Annotated in this window: 20 protein-coding genes; 6 read left to right on the top strand and 14 right to left on the bottom strand. The window is 48.7% G+C overall.

The genetic code is table 11. The features are described 5' to 3' along the window. Window positions 1–248: 248 nt before the first annotated feature. The 3 genes from pnp (at window position 249) to Q3O60_RS12960 (ending at window position 4,567) form a co-directional block, all read left to right on the top strand. Complete coding sequence (gene pnp / locus Q3O60_RS12970) at window positions 249–2,393, top strand: polyribonucleotide nucleotidyltransferase (RefSeq protein ID WP_369812672.1); 2,145 nt, start codon at window positions 249–251, stop codon at window positions 2,391–2,393. Continuing rightward, window positions 2,365–3,285 carry a lipoprotein NlpI gene (gene nlpI, locus Q3O60_RS12965; protein ID WP_305894367.1) on the top strand — a complete coding sequence of 307 codons (921 nt, stop codon included), beginning with the start codon at window positions 2,365–2,367 and terminating at the stop codon, window positions 3,283–3,285. The genes pnp and nlpI overlap by 29 nt, the downstream gene beginning before the upstream one ends. A gap of 76 nt (window positions 3,286–3,361) precedes the next feature. Continuing rightward, window positions 3,362–4,567, top strand: coding sequence for a hypothetical protein (locus Q3O60_RS12960; protein ID WP_305894366.1), 1,206 nt, complete (start codon window positions 3,362–3,364; stop codon window positions 4,565–4,567). Here Q3O60_RS12960 and Q3O60_RS12955 read toward each other — a convergent pair. From Q3O60_RS12955 to leuS, 14 genes are all read right to left on the bottom strand, one after another. Further along, a complete protein-coding gene (locus Q3O60_RS12955; RefSeq protein ID WP_305894365.1) occupies window positions 4,479–4,883 on the bottom strand; it encodes a PilZ domain-containing protein in 405 nt (134 codons plus the stop codon). The two genes, Q3O60_RS12960 and Q3O60_RS12955, sit on opposite strands and share 89 nt — an antisense overlap. A 74-nt stretch (window positions 4,884–4,957) precedes the next feature. Further along, window positions 4,958–5,941 (bottom strand): lipoyl synthase, encoded by a 984-nt coding sequence (gene lipA / locus Q3O60_RS12950; RefSeq protein WP_305894364.1) that lies wholly within the window; start codon window positions 5,939–5,941, stop codon window positions 4,958–4,960. Beyond that, complete coding sequence (lipB, locus tag Q3O60_RS12945) at window positions 5,934–6,596, bottom strand: lipoyl(octanoyl) transferase LipB (protein WP_305894363.1); 663 nt, start codon at window positions 6,594–6,596, stop codon at window positions 5,934–5,936. The genes lipA and lipB overlap by 8 nt, the downstream gene beginning before the upstream one ends. 71 nt (window positions 6,597–6,667) lie before the next feature. After that, on the bottom strand, window positions 6,668–6,946 hold the full coding sequence (gene ybeD / locus Q3O60_RS12940) for a DUF493 family protein YbeD (RefSeq protein WP_305894362.1): 279 nt from the start codon (window positions 6,944–6,946) through the stop codon (window positions 6,668–6,670). 86 nt (window positions 6,947–7,032) lie between these two features. Continuing rightward, window positions 7,033–8,193, bottom strand: coding sequence for a serine hydrolase (locus Q3O60_RS12935; protein WP_305894361.1), 1,161 nt, complete (start codon window positions 8,191–8,193; stop codon window positions 7,033–7,035). A 75-nt stretch (window positions 8,194–8,268) separates the two neighbouring features. Beyond that, window positions 8,269–9,168 carry a septal ring lytic transglycosylase RlpA family protein gene (locus Q3O60_RS12930; protein WP_305894360.1) on the bottom strand — a complete coding sequence of 300 codons (900 nt, stop codon included), beginning with the start codon at window positions 9,166–9,168 and terminating at the stop codon, window positions 8,269–8,271. Window positions 9,169–9,184: 16 nt separating this feature from the next. After that, complete coding sequence (gene rodA / locus Q3O60_RS12925) at window positions 9,185–10,303, bottom strand: rod shape-determining protein RodA (protein WP_305894359.1); 1,119 nt, start codon at window positions 10,301–10,303, stop codon at window positions 9,185–9,187. Then, on the bottom strand, window positions 10,300–12,156 hold the full coding sequence (gene mrdA, locus Q3O60_RS12920; RefSeq protein WP_305894358.1) for a penicillin-binding protein 2: 1,857 nt from the start codon (window positions 12,154–12,156) through the stop codon (window positions 10,300–10,302). Before mrdA ends, rodA begins: the two co-directional genes overlap by 4 nt. Window positions 12,157–12,158: 2 nt before the next feature. Then, window positions 12,159–12,629: a 23S rRNA (pseudouridine(1915)-N(3))-methyltransferase RlmH gene (gene rlmH / locus Q3O60_RS12915; RefSeq protein WP_305894357.1), complete on the bottom strand. Its 471-nt coding sequence runs from the start codon at window positions 12,627–12,629 to the stop codon at window positions 12,159–12,161. 46 nt (window positions 12,630–12,675) lie between these two features. Next, entirely contained in the window at window positions 12,676–12,996 is a 321-nt protein-coding gene (gene rsfS, locus Q3O60_RS12910; RefSeq protein WP_305894356.1) for a ribosome silencing factor, read from the bottom strand. A 79-nt stretch (window positions 12,997–13,075) separates the two neighbouring features. Further along, window positions 13,076–13,777 (bottom strand): nicotinate-nucleotide adenylyltransferase, encoded by a 702-nt coding sequence (gene nadD / locus Q3O60_RS12905; protein WP_305894355.1) that lies wholly within the window; start codon window positions 13,775–13,777, stop codon window positions 13,076–13,078. Further along, window positions 13,764–14,804 carry a DNA polymerase III subunit delta gene (holA, locus tag Q3O60_RS12900; RefSeq protein ID WP_305894354.1) on the bottom strand — a complete coding sequence of 347 codons (1,041 nt, stop codon included), beginning with the start codon at window positions 14,802–14,804 and terminating at the stop codon, window positions 13,764–13,766. The genes nadD and holA overlap by 14 nt, the downstream gene beginning before the upstream one ends. Next, on the bottom strand, window positions 14,801–15,307 hold the full coding sequence (locus tag Q3O60_RS12895) for an LPS-assembly lipoprotein LptE (RefSeq protein WP_305894391.1): 507 nt from the start codon (window positions 15,305–15,307) through the stop codon (window positions 14,801–14,803). Before Q3O60_RS12895 ends, holA begins: the two co-directional genes overlap by 4 nt. A 3-nt stretch (window positions 15,308–15,310) precedes the next feature. Continuing rightward, window positions 15,311–17,899, bottom strand: coding sequence for a leucine--tRNA ligase (gene leuS, locus Q3O60_RS12890; protein WP_305894353.1), 2,589 nt, complete (start codon window positions 17,897–17,899; stop codon window positions 15,311–15,313). A gap of 330 nt (window positions 17,900–18,229) precedes the next feature. Between leuS and Q3O60_RS12885 the strand changes: the two genes are divergently transcribed. The 3 genes from Q3O60_RS12885 (at window position 18,230) to Q3O60_RS12875 (ending at window position 20,410) form a co-directional block, all read left to right on the top strand. After that, window positions 18,230–19,156 carry a hypothetical protein gene (locus Q3O60_RS12885; protein ID WP_305894352.1) on the top strand — a complete coding sequence of 309 codons (927 nt, stop codon included), beginning with the start codon at window positions 18,230–18,232 and terminating at the stop codon, window positions 19,154–19,156. Window positions 19,157–19,248: 92 nt separating this feature from the next. After that, complete coding sequence (locus tag Q3O60_RS12880) at window positions 19,249–19,785, top strand: DUF1240 domain-containing protein (RefSeq protein ID WP_305894351.1); 537 nt, start codon at window positions 19,249–19,251, stop codon at window positions 19,783–19,785. A gap of 151 nt (window positions 19,786–19,936) precedes the next feature. After that, window positions 19,937–20,410 (top strand): zinc ribbon-containing protein, encoded by a 474-nt coding sequence (locus Q3O60_RS12875; protein WP_305894350.1) that lies wholly within the window; start codon window positions 19,937–19,939, stop codon window positions 20,408–20,410. Window positions 20,411–20,425: the final 15 nt, after the last annotated feature.

The following is a 20,425-nucleotide window of genomic DNA, read 5'->3' as shown; positions in this document are numbered from 1 at the left end:
TATTATGATTTCGATGATTTTTCTGCAGTTTTCATCGAAAAAGAGGAGAAAAACTTACGAATCGATGGAATAGGCAAGGACTAAGGCTTTTGCCGCATGACTTTGCGCGAAGTGATGGCGATGATGCATTGAACTTTGCCCGGTAGATTTTGCCGCAAAGCTATGTGCATCGCTTCTTTTTGTCACAGTTACAGAGTATACTAAGCCGGAAATAAACGATAGACAGAGATAATGCGCCATAAGGCGTTATGAGAGTAAGGAAAAACCACGTGACACCTATCATTAAATCATTCCCTTTTGGTCAACACACTTGTACTTTAGAAACTGGCGTTATTGCACGTCAAGCAGATGCGGCGGTATTAGCCAGCATCGGCGATACCTCAGTTTTAGTGACCGTTGTTGGCAAAAAACAACCGAAACCGGGTCAGGATTTCTTCCCGTTAACGGTGAACTATCAAGAAAAAATGTATGCAGCTGGCCGTATTCCTGGTGGCTTTTTCAAGCGTGAAGGCCGTCCTTCTGAAGGTGAAACCTTAGTTTGCCGTCTGATTGACCGTCCAATCCGTCCGTTGTTTCCTGAAGGCTTCACCAATGAAGTTCAGGTCATTGCGACCGTGGTATCGGTTCAGCCTGAAATTCAACCAGATATTGTTGCTTTGCTGGGTACTTCAGCAGCATTAGCTTTATCTGGTATTCCATTTGCTGGCCCTATCGGTGCTGCTCGTGTTGGTTATATCAATGAGCAGTATGTGCTAAACCCATCAGAAGCTGAGCTGAAAGAAAGTAAGCTGGATTTGGTGGTTGCAGGTACCGACAAAGCAGTATTAATGGTCGAATCTGAAGCCAACCTGTTGTCGGAAGACATCATGCTAGGTGCTGTGGTCTATGGCCACGAGCAAATGCAGGTTGCGATTAACTCAATCAATGAGTTAAAAGCAGAAGCAGGCAAGCCAGTGTGGGATTGGCAAGCTCCGGCGAAAAACGAGCCGCTGATTGAAACCGTAAAGGCCCATTGTGCTGCTGCGCTGAGTGAAGCGTACCAGATCACCGAGAAAGCCAAGCGTTACGACCGCATCAAAGAAATTAAAGCCGACTTGGTTGCAAAACTGACTGCTGATTTGGCTGAAGGCGAGAGCCTAGATGACCATGAAGTTGGCGATGTCTTCCATGATTTGGAAAGCAAAACCGTACGTAGCCGCATCATCGCTGGTGAGCCGCGTATCGATGGTCGTGAACCAGATATGGTCCGCGCATTAAGCGTAATGACGGGCGTACTGCCACGTACTCATGGTTCTTCGTTGTTTACCCGTGGTGAAACGCAGGCGTTAGTAACCTGTACTCTAGGTACAGCACGTGATGCACAGAATGTCGATGATTTGCTGAGCGAGAAGAAAGATTACTTCATGCTGCATTACAACTTCCCTCCTTACTGTGTTGGCGAAACCGGTATGGTTGGCTCACCTAAGCGTCGCGAAATCGGCCATGGTCGTTTGGCCAAGCGTGGTGTGCAAGCTGTAATGCCAGCGTTTGATGATTTCCCATACACGGTTCGTTTGGTGTCTGAAATCACTGAGTCCAATGGTTCAAGCTCAATGGCTTCTGTCTGTGGTTCTTCATTGGCCATGATGGATGCTGGTGTACCGATTAAAGCCTCTGTGGCTGGTATTGCCATGGGTCTGGTTAAAGAAGGTGATGACTTTGTGGTTCTGTCCGATATCTTGGGTGATGAAGATCACTTAGGCGATATGGACTTTAAAGTAGCGGGTACTACCGAAGGGATTACTGCGCTGCAAATGGACATCAAAATCGATGGTATTACTCGTGACATCATGCAGATTGCCCTGAAACAAGCTAAAGCCGCACGTCTGCATATTTTGCAAGTGATGGATCAGGCAATTTCGTCGCACCGTGAAGAGTTGTCAGAGCATGCTCCCCGCATCTATACCTTGAAAATCAATCCTGAGAAAATCCGTGATGTGATTGGTAAAGGTGGTGCAGTGATCCGTCAGATCACGGAAGAGTCAGGCTGTAACATTGAAATTGAAGATGACGGTACTATCAAAATCGCTGCAACCAACAGCCAGGCGGCTCAGGTTGCTATCGATAAGGTGATGCTGATCACCGCTGAGCTGGAAGTTGGTCGTATATACGACGGCGAAGTGGTACGTATCGTTGATTTCGGTGCTTTCGTCAATGTACTACCTGGTAAAGATGGTCTGGTACACATTTCACAAATCGCTGAAGAGCGTGTGAACACCGTGTCTGATCACCTGAGCATGGGGCAGAAAGTAAAAGTAAAAGTACTGGAAGTTGATAAGCAGGGCCGTGTGCGCCTGAGTATCAAAGAAGCACAAAGCAAGCAGGATGCTCCGGCTGAAAATGCCGATGCCTGATCTGGCGATGTGGCTTCGCTCAGCAGCAGGTGCCATCCTGCTGCTGGGGCTTAGTGGTTGTGCATCCATGCACAACCCTGAGCCATCCTACTGGTTGACACCTGAGCCTTTACCTGTGGCTCAGCGTACCGAAGTTGCTATTGCTCGTCTGTCTGAAATTCTCAACCGTGCTGAACTGACCGATACACAATCGGCGCAGTTGTTCTATGATCGCGGTGTGATGTACGAAAGTGTAGGGCTTACGGCATTGGCGCGTTTTGACTTTATGCGAGCGCTTCGATTGCAACCGGATATGGCTGGTGCCTACAATTTCATGGGGATCCACCACACGCTGGCAGGAAACTTTGATCAGGCCTACGAAGCATTTGATTCCGTGTTGGAGCTGGACCCTGAGTACGACTTTGCTTACCTGAATCGGGCTTTGGCATTGTATTACGCAGAGCGTGTTGATTTAGCCGTGTACGATTTCACTGCCTTCCATCAGTTGAAACCAACCGATCCTTATCGTGCTATATGGTTGTATCTGGCTCAATACGAACTTGATGCCGAGAGTGCGCAGCAACAATTAGCCATGCATCGCTTAGAGATGTCTGCTGATCAGTGGGGAGTCAATATTGCTGATTTCTTGCTGGGAAACATTAATCAGACAGAGTTGCTGTATAGCGTTGCAGTCGATCTGAACAACCCGAGACAGCTCGCCGAACGGTTGTGCGAAGCCTATTTTTATGTGGCCAAGTGGCATAGTCATCAGGGCCAGGCAGAACAGGCACTGCACTTTTATAAATTGGCATTGGCGACCAATGTCTACGAATTTGTTGAGCATCGTTATGCCCGGCTGGAAATGGCACGGTTACGGAATGAACCATTGAGTATGGATCATGATGGCTTTTAAGATCATATCTCCACACTATCAAAGCCAGCTTGCTGGCTTTTTTGCTATCTGCTGTTTGCTAACAGCTTGTCAACCGATGGCTCCATCCCAAGAGCAAGAGCAGATGGAGGAAGCTAAGTACAATGCCGCAGTAGCTTATCGCTTAGCGCAACGACGATTGGCCTCAGATGAAACGGATGCGGCACTGCGTTGGTTTGAACAGGCGTGGCAATTAGGTCATCAGGATGCGGCTGAAGCTGTGTTGGCGCTGCGACAGCGACGGGATGGCAAGTTAGCGACTGCCCAGTGGGTGGAAGCACAACAGTCACAAGCGGCGGTTCATTTGCCTGAGTCGCAGTTGCCCCAGCTAGGACTATGGCACCTTCGTGCAGAACCTACCGATGCTGATTGGCCTTTTTGGCTTCAGGCTGGTTTGACCGATCAGGCCGGCTGGCAATCTGCTGAGGCTTGTCAACTCACCCTGCAACCGATAGCGGTTACCCAGCAGGGAGCCGAGCAGTGGTTGCAGATACAACGGGCTTGGCAGCAGGATAAACAGCTGCACAGTCTGGCGGTTTGTTTTCAACCACTACGGCTGATTAGTAGTACAGAACTTGCTTGCAGCGAACAAGCAGAACAGCGTATTGATTGCCAGTATCAGGCTTTGATCCCCTACGTACAAAATACCTCTGCACAGCAATTGATCATTATGGCTGGTCGCGGTCGAGCCAGTTACAACAATGGCATTATTCAATTGCCTGAGCGGGCAGATCTTGCACTACTGCGGCATGAGTTTATGCATATTTTCAACTTTATTGATGAATACCGCTTACCGCGAGAAGTGGCACAGCAGGTATGCAAGCCGGAACGTATTCATGCCAACATCTTGATTGGCAAGGCTCAGTTAACGGCTTACAAGCAGTACTGGGGGCTTTTACCAGAACAACTGGAGCTGACAGAAGTACCAACCTGCGAATACAGTGAGTATCAGGCCTATCGACTTATCGCTGCCAGCAATAGCATGGAGTATTTCCAACTGGCTTTGCCTGATTATTATTTACGATTGGTAAAACAGCAGTTGAAGATGCCAGAGCAATTGATGCCGGTGCAGTATTATTTAGCCTATCAGGCGCGTTTACACCAGTTGGATACCGAGTGGCTACGTCTGATGCAGCTGGCGGATGAATTAGGCTATGCCGATGCCGAACGTCTGCTTAATCAGCGCTTGTCAGCTCCGACAGTTCCCGCTCCAGTAAGTGCTCATCCCCAAGATTCAGCTGTACCAGCCGTTTCAGGTGGCTGATACTATCGAGATCGATGCTTTCACAGTGCAGACCAAGTTGTTGATTGTTCTGATGCACCACGCTAGCGGTCATCAGTATTTCTGTTTCCGTATCCGCAAGTAGCAAACGTAGCGTCAATGAGGTGATATGCGCAGGCCATAGTTCAGGGCGGCGCACCAAGGCACCATTTAATGAGATATCCAACAATTCAGTATCAAAACTCTGTCCTTGAGCATTTAACTGCGCAGGGCCAGCAAAAGAAATGCGACTAAAACGGCGGTGTTCCATGCAAAAACTCTGGCTAATTGGATATAGGCTAAGAATAGCTGGTTTCATAGCGGGTTGCCATGCTTGTGACTAACAGGGGGTGGAATAACTATTTCCTACCACCCTGTTGTTCTGGGGAGTATTTACGCAGGGCTAAAGCTACTGACTACCTCTTCACCGGCTGCCTGACGGTCAGCATGGTACGATGAGCGGACGAAAGGTCCACAAGCAGCATGCTTAAAACCTAGCTCGTAAGCAATACGTTTGATTTCATCAAATTCTGCGGGTGGAACATAACGTTCTACCGGCAAATGGTGTTTGCTTGGTTGCAGGTACTGACCAACGGTAAGCATATCAACATCGTGGGCTCGCAAGTCTTTCAGCACTTCAATCAACTCTTCCGTGGTTTCACCTAACCCAACCATAAGGCCTGATTTAGTAGAAATATGCGGATGGGCTGCTTTAAAGCGCTTTAACAGCTCAAGCGACCACTTGTAATCAGCACCCGGACGGGCCAGTTTGTACAGACGTGGAGCTGTTTCCAAATTGTGGTTGAATACATCGGCTGGTGTAGCCGTGAGGATCTCCAGTGCTTTATCCATCCGACCACGGAAGTCAGGTACCAGCACTTCAATTTTAATATCAGGGCTGTATTTACGAATGGCGCTAATGCAGTCGGCAAAGTGCTGGGCACCACCATCCCGTAAATCATCGCGATCGACAGAGGTGATCACCACGTACTTGAGTTTCATATCACGAATGGTCAGGGCCAGTTTTTCAGGCTCTTCGGCGCTGGGTGGCAGTGGGCGGCCATGGGCCACATCGCAGAATGGGCAACGACGGGTACAGATGGCGCCTAAAATCATAAAAGTAGCGGTACCGTGGTTAAAGCATTCCGGCAGGTTAGGGCAGGCGGCTTCTTCACAGACAGAGTGCAAACCATGTTTGCGCATCGCGCTTTTAATTTCTTCAATGCGCTCAGAGCTTTTAGGCAATTTAATTTTCAACCACTCTGGTTTGCGCAGCATTTGATCGCGTTCGGTCGGTAATACCTTGACCGGGATCAATGCCATTTTGTCGGCGTCACGCAGTTTGACACCAGGTTGCATACGGGCGGTTTTAGTCATGCTGCCAATCCAATCCTGTTTTGTACAGCACATCAGCACAGTCAAGATGTTGTGTGAATTGCTGTATCAGCTGTTGTTTGATATCGCTCATGGTGATTGAGCCGAAATCGCGACATTGAATCATCTGCAACCCGGCATAACCGCATGGGTTGATGCGTAAAAATGGTGCCAGATCCATATCAACGTTCAGTGCCAGGCCATGAAAGCTGCAGCCTTTACGTATTCGCAGCCCTAACGAGGCGATTTTCTTTTCATCTACATAAACCCCTGGTGCATCGGGTTTGGCATAGGCCTGAATAGCAAACGCAGCCAGACTGTCTATTAACACCTGCTCCAGCAGAGTCACCAGCTGGCGCACACCGAGTTTACGCCGTTTAAGATCAAGCAATACATAGACCATCTGCTGACCGGGGCCATGGTAAGTAACCTGACCGCCACGATCAACCTTGACGATAGGAATATCACCGGCAGCCAGAATATGTTCTTCTTTACCTGCTTGTCCTTGAGTAAACACCGGATCATGTTGCAGAAACCATAACTGATCCAGACTGTGCTCATCCCGTGCATCGGTGAACTGCTGCATGGCTTGCCATACCTCAAGGTAGGGCAGTTGACCAAGTTCACGGATCACCAGCGGCTTAGCATCTGTCTCCATCTACTGCTCCGATACGATTATCGACAGAGGGTAGTATAACGAGATCAGCTGAGAATTCGAGGTTTGCGCCATTACAGGACGTATCGCACCAGTTCGAGTTTGCTCAGTTCTGTGTACAGTAGCTCGATGTGGTCTTTATCTATGACACGTACATCGACCCGAACCGAATGGTAATTGCCTTTGGTGCTGGGTTTAATGCTTGGGCTATAGTCGGTTTGTTCGGCATGGCGCTGCAATACCGCAATGATATCATCGACCAGTCGGTCATGGGCAACGCCCATAATCTTAAAATTAAGCATGCATGGAAATTCCAGCAGCTCATCAAATTTGGTGTCTTTTACAGGAGTCATTAGCTTGCCTTAGTCGCTACTACCCGGGTATTTTACTGCATTTCACCGGGTAGTGGCTAGGCATTTAGATAAGAGTCGTGCAGGCGTTAGTCAAATTGCATTTTCAGGTAGTCCATCGCACGCTTAAATAGTCCACCTTGTTCGATGCTATCGAGTGCGACAAGAGGGTACTGAGCAATGTCTTCACCTTCTAGCGTCAGGTAAAGCGTACCAATCACTTGACCTTGCTCGATTGGGGCTATTAATTGTTGATCCAAACTGAAATCTGCTTTTAGTTTGCTACGTTGACCGCGTGGAATGGTGATTAAGGTTTCCTGCTGAATACCTAAGCGGACACTATCTGCAGCGCCTTGCCAGACCCGGTGTTCGGCAAAGACTTCGCCTGGCTGATAGGGCGAGATGGTTTCAAAGAAACGAAAACCGTAGGTCAGTAACTTTTTATTTTCTTGCTGGCGAATGCGCTCGCTTTCTGTCCCCATGACCACAGCGATTAAGCGCATATTGTCTCTGGTAGCCGAGGTGATTAAGCTATAACCGGCCTCAGAAGTAAAACCTGTTTTAATGCCATCGACATCGAGGCTACGATCCCACAATAACGAGTTGCGGTTGTACTGGCGAATATTGTTGTAAGTAAACTCTTTTTCAGCATAGAGAGCATATTCTTCTGGCACATCCCGGATCAAAGCTGCAGACAAGGTAGCCATATCTCGTGGCGATGTGCGCATTTCTGGATGAGGTAAACCATGGCTGTTACCAAAACGCGTGCTGGTCATTCCTAAACGGGCGGCATGGGCATTCATTAAGTCGACAAAAGCACTTTCGCTACCGGCAATGTGCTCGGCTAAAGCAACACAGGCGTCGTTGCCAGATTGCACAATAATACCCATATTCAAATCGGCGACGGATACCTGAGTGCCTACCTCAATAAACATGAGTGATGAACCAGGAAAGTTACGGGCCCATGCTTTTTCGCTGATGGTGACCATATCATCCGGGCTGATGTTGCCATTTTTCAGCTCGGTGCCAATCACATAACTGGTCATAATTTTGGTGAGGCTTGCCGGTGACAATGACATATCAGCGTTGTGTTCGGACAGCACGCGACCCGTGTCATAATCAATAAGGATATGGCCTTTTGCATTGATCTCAGGTGGAGCAGGGGTTACCGATACGGCTTGAACAGGCTCTATCGTAAAGAAGGCAACAGCAAGGGTAACGGTAGCTAAACAGCGAGTGTAAATATTCATAGCACCTTTCTTATCATGATAATCAAATTGGGTAGTGATTTAGCTACAGAATGACGACACAACAGTGGCGACACATTAACTGCACAGCTGGGCATTGGTAAAGTAAGCTGAGGGATACAACTCAGATCTCAGCTGTTGCAACCAGTCTTTGGCTTGATGAGCGTCTGTAATAGGACCCACTAGCAAGCGGTAAATTCCATTATGGTGACTGATTTTAGTGGTAAATGCTAGTTGTTGCTTTATCTGTTGGCTAAGTTCATTTGCCCGCTGATCGTTTTGGCTGGCAAACACCTGTATGTAGCACGCTTCAGCAACGGGAGCCACTGATACTGCAGGCGACTCTGTCTTTTGTTCAGTCCATGTGGTTTGTGGTGTTGCGATGGCAACTTCAAATGGCTCCGACGTCGGCTCAGCATGAACCATCGCCGGCGATCGTAGCAACTCTACCTGAACTGGAGCTGTACCGTGTTGCAACATACCAATTTTATGTGCAGCGGCATACGAAAGATCAATCAGCCGGTTCTGATGAAATGGGCCCCGGTCATTGACCCGGACGATGGCACTTTTCTGGTTATTAAGATTGGTGACCCGAACATAGGAGGGCAGTGGCAATGTTTTATGCGCTGCACTCATCCGGTACATGTCGTAGGTTTCGCCATTGGAGGTTTTGTGGCCATGGAACTTCACGCCATACCATGAGGCAACGCCAGTGGCTTTGTATTCTGCTAAATCAGGCTTAGGCTGGTAATCAATACCAAAAATTCGATAGGGCTGATTGCCACCACGACTTAATGGCTCAATGCTAGGCTCAGGATCGGTCATTTCTAGTAACGTAGGCAGACGACTTGGTTGATGATCCTGCTCATACTGGTAGCGACCGGCATTGGGAGATTGGTCCCTGGTCGATGCCGGTGTTTGACTACAAGCTTGTAATAAGACGATAGAAGTAAGGAGGCCAGCAAGTCGAAAGTACATCAATAAGACTCCAAAATCAGGATGATGCTAAAACACGTTTATGCGTGCTGATGGACATGAGAATACCAAAAGCCGCTAATAAGGTCACCATGGAGGTGCCACCATAGCTCACTAAAGGTAAGGGCACACCAACCACGGGCAACAGGCCGGATACCATGCCTATGTTGACAAAAACATAGACAAAAAAGGTCATGGTAATACTGCCTGCTACTAATTTGGAAAAGCTGTCCTGCACCCTGATGGCAATCAGTAGGCAACGACCAATGATAAAAATATACAAGGCAACCAGCAAGGCAACACCCAGTAAGCCAAACTCTTCACTTAACACAGCAAAAATGAAATCGGTATGACGCTCAGGCAAAAACTCCAGCTGCGATTGGGTTCCTTGCAACCAACCTTTGCCTTGCAGACCACCAGACCCAATGGCTATTTTGGATTGGATAATGTGATAGCCGGTTCCCAGTGGATCAGTTTCAGGGTTCAGCAGTGTCAGAACCCGCTGTTTCTGGTAGTCACGCATCACGAAAAACCACATGACGGGCAAAAAAGAGGCAATGAGTGTGCCGATAAATAGAATTAAGCGCCAGCTCATACCGGCTAAAAATAGTACCATGATGCCTGAGGTAGCAATCAGTAAGGCAGTGCCTAAGTCAGGTTGCTGAGCAATCAACATCGTAGGTAGAGCGCACATGACAAAGCCAACGCCTAAACGCCATAATTTAGGCGGTAAATTATGGCTGGAAATAAACCAGGCAATGGCTAGTGGCGCGGCCAGCTTCATAATTTCAGAAGGTTGAAAGCGGATAAAACCTAAGTTCAACCAACGTTGAGCCCCTTTACTAACTTCACCGAAGAACATGACGGCGACCAACATCAGCAACCCAACAATAAAAATGGGTAAGCCCCAGCGTTTAAACGTTAGTGGACTCACTTGGGCAAAGGCAATCATCACAGCCACAGCGAGCCCAAGGCGGATCAGTTGTGCCTGCATCATGGGTTGGCTTTGGCCAGTCGCACTGTACAGCACCATCAGGCCGTACCCCATCAGAATGAGTAACCCTAACAATAGCGGGGTATCAATGTGAAATACAGCCAACCCTTTAGGGCGTTGCGACTCGGTGATTTCAGCGTTCATTGATTGACTCCGGCACTAAAATAGTAATCAAATAATTGGCGAGCCACGGGCGCTGCAGTGCTGCTGCCTCCACCGGTGTTTTCTACGACGACAGCAACCACTATGGTAGGATCTACTGCGGGTGCATAACCGATGTACATCGCATTATCACGATGTTGCTCTAGCAGAGCGTCTGCATCGTACTTTGCATCCTGAGCAATACTGACTATCTGAGCGGTACCCGTTTTACCACCAGATGTATAGTTTGCTCCCCGAAATGGGCGATTAGCGGTACCTTCGCTTACGGTTTGCTCCATTGCATCGAGGATCACCTGCCAGTGCTGTGGATCCTTAATGGTCACGGCTGGCTGGCGTTGATAAGTTACTGCTTCAAATTGCGCATCAAAACGAGTGCCTTGCAGCATGGTAGGAACAACACTCTCACCACGGTTGACCAGAATGGCTGTACTGGTCGCCAGTTGCAGCGGTGTGGTGGTCCAGTAGCTTTGGCCTATGCCCAAGGAGACGGTATCGCCAGTATACCAAGGCTGATTGTAGCGGGCCTGTTTCCAACCCCGGGATGGCATATTAGCCGCCGATTCTTCATGGATATCAATGCCAGTGCGTTGACCAAAGCCAAACTGTTTCATCGAGTCGGAAATAGTATCAATCCCGAGCTTTACTGCCAGATCATAGAAGTAGGTATCGTTGCTTTGCGTAATCGCATTGTAAATGTTGACCCAGCCCAGCCCATAGCGTTGCCAGTTGCGGAAACGTCGCGAGTAGTTAGGCAATTGATAATAGCCTGGATCCCACATCCGTGTTGTTGGTGTAATGTGACCTTGATCGAGCCCAATTAATCCCATGTGAGGCTTGATGGTAGAAGCCGGTGGATACACCCCTTGAGTCACCCGATTAATCAATGGACGGTCGAATGAGTTGAGAAGAGCATTGTAGTTGGTACTACTGATACCATGGACGAACAGATTCGGGTCATAGCCTGGATTGCTATAAAACGCCAGTATTGCACCGGTGCGGGGGTCCATTGCGACCACTGCACCACGTAAGCCTTCTAAAGATTGCTGCGCGGTTAGCTGCAAGCCAACATCCAGACTCAGTATAATATCTTTACCAGAAATGGCAGGATCGGAGCGCAAGGTGCGAATAACCCGCCCCCGGTTATTCACCTCAACTTCCTGATAACCAACGGTACCATGCAGTGTTTGTTCATAGTAACGCTCAAGGCCAATTTTACCAATATGATGGCTGGCTGCATAGTTGGCTGCGCGCTCTTGTTCTCGCAGTCGCTGCAAGTCATTGGCATTGATCCGGCCTATGTATCCTAGCGCATGGGTGAAGAGATCACCAAAGGGGTAGGTTCGGCTTAAGCGAGCCTCCAATGTAACGCCGGGAAAACGATGTTGATTGACTGCTAAAATAGCCACTTCTTGTTCCGTCAATCGCTCTTTTACGGCAATGCTGTTAAAGCGACGCTGTTGCCTCACTTCACTTAATAATGATTGTTGTTGCTCTGGGCTGATGTCGATTAACTCCGCCAGATCGGCTAGTGTTTGTTCGATATCAGCGACTTGCTCCGGGATAATTTCAATGGAGTGGACTGGGGTGTTCTCGGCCAACAGGATACCGTTTCGGTCGTAAATTAATCCGCGATTAGGGGCAACAGGTACGACTTTGATGCGATTGCCTTCTGAGCGCGTCTGATACTCATGATAAGAACGGACTTGTAAATGATATTGGTTGATCAGAATGATGCTGAACAGCAGCACAACGAAACTAAAAGCAACCGCAGCTCTGCGCTTGAAAAGCTGAGCTTCGGCGGCATGATCTTGAATGGCTTCTCGTTGTCGTCGCATGTTTACTCGCGATGATAAGGATGATTAGTACAAATACTCCAGGCACGGTACAGGCTCTCTGCCAATACAATTCGTACCAAGGGGTGCGGCAGCGTTAATGCAGATAACGACCATTTGCCCTCGCTCGCCGCTATACAATCCGGTGCTAACCCTTCAGGGCCACCGACCAGCAAACAGACATCACGGCCATCAAGCTGCCATTGTGTTAACTTGGTGGCCAGTGTCGGGCTGTCCCAACTATGGCCGGTGACTTCAAGCGTAATCACCCGAGCGCCCTTGGGAATCGCAGCCAGCATGCGCTCGCCTTCTTGTTGAAGAATGCGTTTAATGTCGGCGTTTTTGCCTCGTTTTTGCGCCGGAATTTCACAGAGCTCCAGCGCTAAATCACGGGGAAAACGTCTGGCATACTCTTGAAAGCCGGTCTGCACCCAATCGGGCATCTTGGTCCCCACAGCAATGAGCATCAATTTCATGAATGACGTAGCTTTTGGTTACGACCATCAACAACAACCATCAGACTCAGGCGCTCCAGAGTTTTTCCAACTGATAGAAATTACGGCTGTCATCAAGCATGACATGGACCACCACATCCCCCAGATCCAGTAGCACCCATTCGCCGGTTTTTTCGCCTTCAATACCCATAACGGTTACATCATGTTTTTTAACTTCTTGCGCCACATGCGCTGCAATGGACTTGGTGTGGCGGTTTGACGTACCAGAACAGATCAGCATGTAATCGGTGATGCTGGATTTACCACGAACATCTAGCGTGACAATGTCACGGCCTTTCATATCGTCAACTTTACCATGAACAAAACTAAGTAATTCGCTACTTTGCACCTGTATTCCTTGGGTTGATGGGTTCAATCGTCAATTTTATCACTTTTTCACCAGCGGATGTATTTTTGTTGTCACCCGCTTATTTTTTTATTGCAGCCGCTGGGTGGCTACCTTTATAGAGTTGATGCTGCTGAATATAGTTCCATACGGCAGTATCTAAACCTTTGGGTGGTGTCTGGCTGTGCGCCAACTGCTGGCGTAATGAGGTGGCTGACATGTCCTGTAAAGGGTTATCCAGCAGTAAGATTCGCCCTGTTTGTTGTTGCTGCAGCTGCTGCACGTCGAACATTTGATGCTGAGTAAGCAGCGCCTTGCTGTCACTAGATAGTTGCGAGTGCTCAGGTCGTTGGCAGACTATCAGATCGGCACAGTGCAGGATGTCTTGCCAACGATGCCAGCTGGTAAACTGATTAAATGCATCCATGCCCATGATAAAGGCTAACTTGTGTTTGGGATAACGTTGCTGCAGTTGTTGCAAGCTTATCGCGCTATAAGAGGGGCGATGTTGTTCCAGCTCGAGTGTTTCCAGTATCAGTTGCGGATGCTCAGCAATCGCAAGCTGGACCATTTCTGCTCGTTGCTGCGCACTGACACCAGGGGTCACTCTATGGGGGGGAAGGTGACATGGCATCAGCCGGACCTGCTCCAGTGGACACTGCTGCAGTACCTGCAAAGCGCAGTGCACATGGCCGATATGGATTGGATCAAAGGTACCACCAAAGATACCGATCACCGGTTGCAAAGGTGTCGTTTGAGGCAACTTCGACTTAATCGATGTCATGGTGGCGTAACGAATAGGCTTTAGCGACCGGTGCAATAAAGAGTGCGGTCAGGTGCGTCAGCGCGAGTTGGCTATTGGGCAGTTGTCCGCCTTTGTATAAGCGATCGAAAGCCGCCAATTCCTGCACAATATAATGCAACCACTTTAGTGGTAGCCGCTGCAAAGCTTGCTGATACAGCGGTTGGCGCTTTGGCCAAATACCGAGTTTTTTAAACAGAGCGCTGCGTTCAGCTGCTGAGACTTGTTGCAGTTGCAGCAAGTTTTGTACTTCACGTTGTAGTTGCCAACCAATTAAGGTTGGTTCTTCGTCCTGACCACAAAGACGCTCCAGGCGATGAAAGGCTTGCTGGCTGTGTCCCGCTAGTAATGCATCACTGAGCTGAAAAATGGTAAAGCTGGATTGGTCGGATAAAAAAGCAGTTAGTGCCGGCTCATCCAACTGGCAGGGCCCAAAGGTGAGTAGCAGTTTATCAAGGTTTTGCCTTGCTGCCAGCATGTTGCCGCTGCAATGGTGCAGAAATAGCTGCATGGCATCTGCGGATAATTGTAGCTTTTCCTGGCGAAGCTGTTGTTGTAACCATTGCCGAAACTGCTGGTCATCCAGTGGATAAATACTGACAAAGACGGTATTGGCAGGGAATGCTTTTAGCCAACTTTGTCGCGCTACCTCTGCCGGGCTGCGATCACCAAAAATCAGCAGCAGAGTATCTGGGTGCAAGAGAGCGGCTAGTGATTTGAGCTCATTGCTTGAGGCTGTGGTCAGTTTTTGTTGGCTGAGATCGAGTTCAATCAGCCGACGATCACTAAACAACGATAAGCTTTGCAAGGCCGAGGTAAGCTGGCCCCAATCGAATTGGGCATCTACTTTAAATTGCTGACGCTCAAGATAACCCTGCTGTTTGGCCTGTCGGCGGATGTGATCGAGCGATTCTTGCAATTGCAGCGGTTCATCGCCAAAAACGATGTAGCTAAGCGCCAGTTCTTGCTGCAGCTGTTGCGGCAGTTGATTGGCGTAAAGCTTATTCATGCACCAAGGCGCCCCAGCTGACGCAAAATGCGCTGGGCCGCTTGCTCCCTGAGCTCTGTTAGCATCAGATCAAGCTCTTGTGCTTTGGCCAGAGCCCGGTTTGGATCGTCCTGATAATCACGAAACAATTCAAACTCAAAATACTGTGCTTGCTGATCGGGCATCTGAATGCTGTATCGTACCTGATAAATCAGCTCGTACTCGGCTACCTGACCATTGGGAAACAGCGACAAGGTTCGCCGTTCCAGGGAGTCATGATGCAGCATCAGGTGCGGGCTATCCTCTTGTTGGCTGGCCAGCACATCAATCTGATGGCTTTGCAAGCGCTGGCTTAGAACTGCAGCCAATGCGGAGTGACGCTCAGCTTGAATAGAGAGCGCCGGGTATTGTTGCAATGGCAGTTGACCACGCAGCTGAAAGCCACAGGCGGAGAGCATGCTTAGCAACATAGTAAGCCATAAGGCCTTTAGCAGCATGCTCTGAGGCAGATAGCGTGATTTCATCACTTAGCCAACCACCAGATTCAATAGCTTGCCGGGTACATAAATCACTTTGCGCAGCGTTACATTGTCGAGATAGCGTTGCACATTGTCGTCGGCTTTTGCTTGAGCCAGGACATCATCCTGACTGGCATCTACCGCCACGGTAAATTTACCCCGTACTTTGCCATTCACCTGAACCACGATCAGCTTTTCATCCTCGACCAAGGCGGCAGAATCCACCGACGGCCATTGGCTTTGTTCGATAGGTTGGGGCTGCTCCAGAGTAGTCCACAGGTATTGACATAAATGGGGTGTAATGGGGTTTAGCATTTGCAAGACGGCCAAAACCGCTTCTTGCATCACTGCTTTATCTTGCTCGCTATCAAGTGGGGCCTTTTGCAGCTTATTGCTCAGCTCCATGATAGCGGCAATGGCGGTATTAAAGGTATACCTGCGTGATAAATCATCGGTGACCTTGGCTATGGTTTTATGCAGCTCGCGGCGCAATGCTTTTTGGTTGGCATTCAATGCAGAAGTACTGAGCGCTTCTGCCGGTTTATTCTGACTAAACTGATGCACCAGAGTATAAATACGGCGCAGGAAGCGATGGGCTCCCTCTACGGCAGAATCAGACCACTCCAGCGTTTGTTCCGGTGGTGCGGTAAACATCATAAATAAGCGCACGGTATCGGCACCATACAGATCAATGACTTTCTGAGGATCGATGCCGTTATTTTTTGACTTGGACATCTTGCTCATGCCTGCCGACATTACCGGTTGGCCATCGCTGGTTAGGGTCGACTGAATGATCCGGCCTTTGTCATCGCGTTCAACCTGCACATCTTGTGGCGAATACCAGGTTTTGCTGCCATTATCATGCTCGCGGTAGAAGGTCTCCGCCAGCACCATGCCTTGACACAACAAGCGCTTGAACGGCTCATCGCATTGCACCAAGCCAACGTCACGCAGCAACTTATGGAAGAAACGGGCATACAACAAATGCAGAATGGCATGCTCGATACCGCCGACGTACTGATCAACCGGCAACCAGTAGTTGGCCTTGGCAGGGTCAAGCATTTGGTCGTCGCTGCCCGGGCTGGTATAACGTGCATAGTACCAGGACGATTCCATAAAGGTATCAAAGGTATCGGTTTCATGAAAGGCGGCTTGCCCCTCAAAGCTGGTTTTTGCCCACTCGGCATCCGCTTTAATCGGTGATTGTACACCATCCATCACCACATCTTCTGGCAAGCGCACCGGCAATTGATCATCAGGTACGGGCACCTGGCTGCCATCTTCCAGCGTCAGCATTGGAATTGGCGAACCCCAATAACGCTGACGGGAAACGCCCCAGTCACGCAGGCGGTAATTCACTTTTACTTCGCCACGGCCGTCATTTTTTAGTTTGTCAGCAATGGCTTTAAATGCTGCGGTAAAATCCAACCCATCGAATTCAGCCGAGTTCAGCAGGATGCCTTTCTCGGTAAAAGCGGCTTGAGTTAAATCAACCTCAATGTTGCTATCAGCAGATTTAACCACTTGTTTTATCGGCAGCTGATACTTGCTGGCAAACTCATAATCGCGCTGATCGTGCCCTGGTACTGACATCACAGCGCCCGAACCATAATCCATCAGTACAAAGTTCGCGACCCAAATAGGTAAGCGCTCACCAGTTAGCGGGTGAATGGCTTCAACGCCAGTCGCCATGCCTTTCTTTTCCATGGTAGCCAGCTCAGCTTCAGCCACTTTGCCACCTTTGCAATCTTCAATAAAAGCAGCCAGCTCAGCATTGGTTTTCGCCGCTTGCAGCGCTAATGGATGTTGAGCGGCAACCGCCATGTAAGTCACACCATAGAGTGTATCGGGACGGGTGGTAAATACGGAGACGCGTTGATCGCTATCGGCGACATCAAAAGTTATTTCTACCCCTTCAGAACGACCAATCCAGTTTTTCTGCATGGTGCGGACCTGCTCAGGCCATTCATCCAGTTGATCCAGATCCTGCAGCAATTCTTCTGCATAGTCGGTGATTTTGATAAACCACTGCGCTAACTCACGTTGTTCGACCAAAGCACCAGAACGCCAGCCACGGCCATCAATCACCTGTTCATTGGCCAGCACGCACTGATCGATTGGATCCCAATTCACCGTTGACATTTTTTTGTAGACCAGGCCTTTTTCATACAGCTTGGTGAAAAACCATTGTTCCCAGCGGTAATATTCAGGCTGGCAGGTAGCCAGTTCGCGCGACCAGTCGTAACCAAAACCAAGGCGTTTCAGCTGAGTGCGCATGTAATCGATGTTTTCGTAGGTCCATTTGGCTGGGGCTGTTTTGTGGTTGATGGCCGCATTTTCAGCTGGTAAGCCAAAGGCATCCCAACCCATCGGCTGCATCACATTCTTGCCCTGCATACGCTGAAAACGGCTGATCACATCGCCAATGGTATAGTTACGCACATGGCCCATATGCAGGCGTCCGCTTGGATAGGGGAACATCGAGAGACAATAAAACTTCTCTTTGCTGTCGTCTTCAACAACCTTAAAAACCTGATCTTGTTCCCATTGCTGCTGCAGCGCAGTTTCTATCTGTTGCGGGTTATATTGTTCGTGCATTAACGTCTTCCAAACTAAGCATCTGAGGAGGGCCTGCCCCCTCTGAAAATTGATTAGTAGGAGACAGCGAAAATTTAGCTATAGCATACCGCAGCGACTGGCTGACAACAACTTGAATCCATGCCTGTTATACAGCTTCTTTACTCTGTTAGCTGGCACAGAATGATCTTAGTGCAGCCAGTGAGGTTAGATGACCAGTTGTCGGCGATGATGTGAAACTAAAAACGAAAAAATAACACGTTCAACTGTACTCAAAAAAATAACATGGTAAAATTTATGGAAACACCTAGCATACATTTTTGAGCCAATTACTTCACAGGATGTTGAGTTATGACCGCCTATATTGCCCAGCAACACGCCAGCAGCCAGCTACGACAACAGCAGCTGAAAAAACAACTTGATGAAAACCAAGTAGATATCTATGTGCTTAATGCTCGGGAAGTGACTGATTTCTGGCTAACCGTGCAGCGGCAGGAGGGTAAAACTCAAGTCCAGGCTGAGGCGCTTTTTCAGCAATTAACCGGCCTTACTGTGGTTACCGCTGTCGGTGAATTTGGTCGGGATTACGGTGCTGCCAGCAACGATGTGCGGGTGCTTACCGTGCTGGCCAACGATCTTAAACGTGGTGGTCGCTTTTTTGATACCTACCGCACCACCATGCAAAACGGTCGCCAGTACATTATTTTTAAAGGCAACCACCGTGCCCGTCAGGTGGTAAAGGGCACCCGTTATCTGGCCAGTAACACCGGTCTGGTGAAGATGGCAGTAGGCAAAGAAGGTCTGAAGCAGTCAGCCAAAAGCGGTTTTCTGGTCTCGGTGATTTTTTCGTTATCGCTGCACAGTTTGCAATGGTTGTTTGAAGATGAGTACCGCTGGACTAACTGGCTGGCCGGTATTTCAACTGATCTGGTAAAAATCGCCATTGCTGGTGCAGCGGGGTATTTTGCCGGATTAGGCGCTGCGGCTCTTTCTGCTGCGATTTTCGGTGGAACTATTGTTGTGGTACCAATTGCTGCTGGCATAATTGCTACACTATTTGTAGGTGCTGCATTGAGCTATGCAGATGAACATTTCCAGATCACTCAGCGGCTCATTCAATATTTAACTAAAAAGGAAGAAAAAGCTAAACATAAAATTTACGATGGCCTGTACTATGCAATCATATCTACCAGCCAAAGTGTCAAGAGGCAGCTTACTCAAGCTGCGAGACGTAAGATTAACGATATTCTGAGGTCTAACCCGCTATTATGGAATTAAAAAACCAGAGATCACTTTTTTTTACAGCCTTGTCATTGGCTGCATTTAATCTGTTGTTGATTGGGGTTGCACTGTGGATTGGTCCTGAGGCAATGAAAATACAGTTTGAAGCCATTCAAAGTAGCCGTCAGTTGATTATTCATAGCTCATCGTATGCTTTTTTGCTGAGCTCAGTGCTATTCCTTGTATTTTTCTTGTTTTTTTCTTTCTACATGGTCGTTTTTGCTATTCGTGGGAAGATAGCGACAAAGAAGCACAAGAAGTTTGTGATTCGCTGTTTTTTTGCTCCTATGGGATTCGCATTCGTACTTGCTTTTGTCGGCCATTTTGCTATTAACAGCTATTATCGTCAGCAGATGTCAGCCAATGGCTACCAGCGTTGCTCGGATACAACCTTGCTGCTGGCCCGGGTGACTTACAGTGCTTGGGTGAAAGACCCTGTGCTTTGCCACGATAGTGATGTGCGGCGTATTGTACGGCGCGGTCATTGGGACGAGTCTTTTAAAGTGGAACAAATGCTGCAGCAGCGTAACCACCGTGAAGAGGCCCGGCTTGAACGGCTGGAGCGCGAAGCTGAACGGCAGGAAGCACGCCGTCGCCAGCGTGAAACCTTAGCTACTGAGCAATAGACCACAGCTACGCTTGTTTGTAATCTAATTACCTTGCTGTAACAGTAACCATCAAGGTTCACCATACCTTAATCTTTTGTGCCAATTCAGCGTGGCTTGTAATGGCTTTGCTATACTCAGGGCGATGATGTACTGAAACCATGGAGGTAGCATGAAAGAACTAAAGCAGAAGTACCAGCAGTGGCTGGAGCAATTGGCAGAGATGGTTCAGGAGGCAGAAAAGGACAGTGTTGACCAACTGATGGAGCTGAACCAGAACATTCGTGCATACTTTAAAGCAGGGCGGGAGTTGACGGCCTATGAAACACAGTTGTTTGTTGAAACATTAAAACGCCAATGGCAGGATGCTGACGCCGCTGAACAGGATGATCAGCCTTCACTGTGGCCAGAGGCGCTCTGGTATGAATTAGCACAAATTACCGATCGTACTCAGGTTGAGTGGCAAGAGCTGTTGGAAGATTTTCGTCATAAAGGTGTGTACTTTCAAGGTGAACGGGTCGGTATGGGCTGCTATCGTTGTGAACACTGCGCTCATTTAGTCAATTATTACCACCCGACTGAACTGCAGGCTTGTACTAACTGCGGTGGCGTTAGCTTCTGCCGCGAAGGGGTGCCGGTTGAGTAACGCTGGTTTGGGCAT

Origin of the sequence: Alkalimonas collagenimarina, assembly GCF_030717845.1 — a bacterium.
Taxonomy (GTDB): domain Bacteria; phylum Pseudomonadota; class Gammaproteobacteria; order Enterobacterales; family Alteromonadaceae; genus Alkalimonas; species Alkalimonas collagenimarina.
This window is presented reverse-complemented; position numbering and strand designations above follow the sequence as displayed.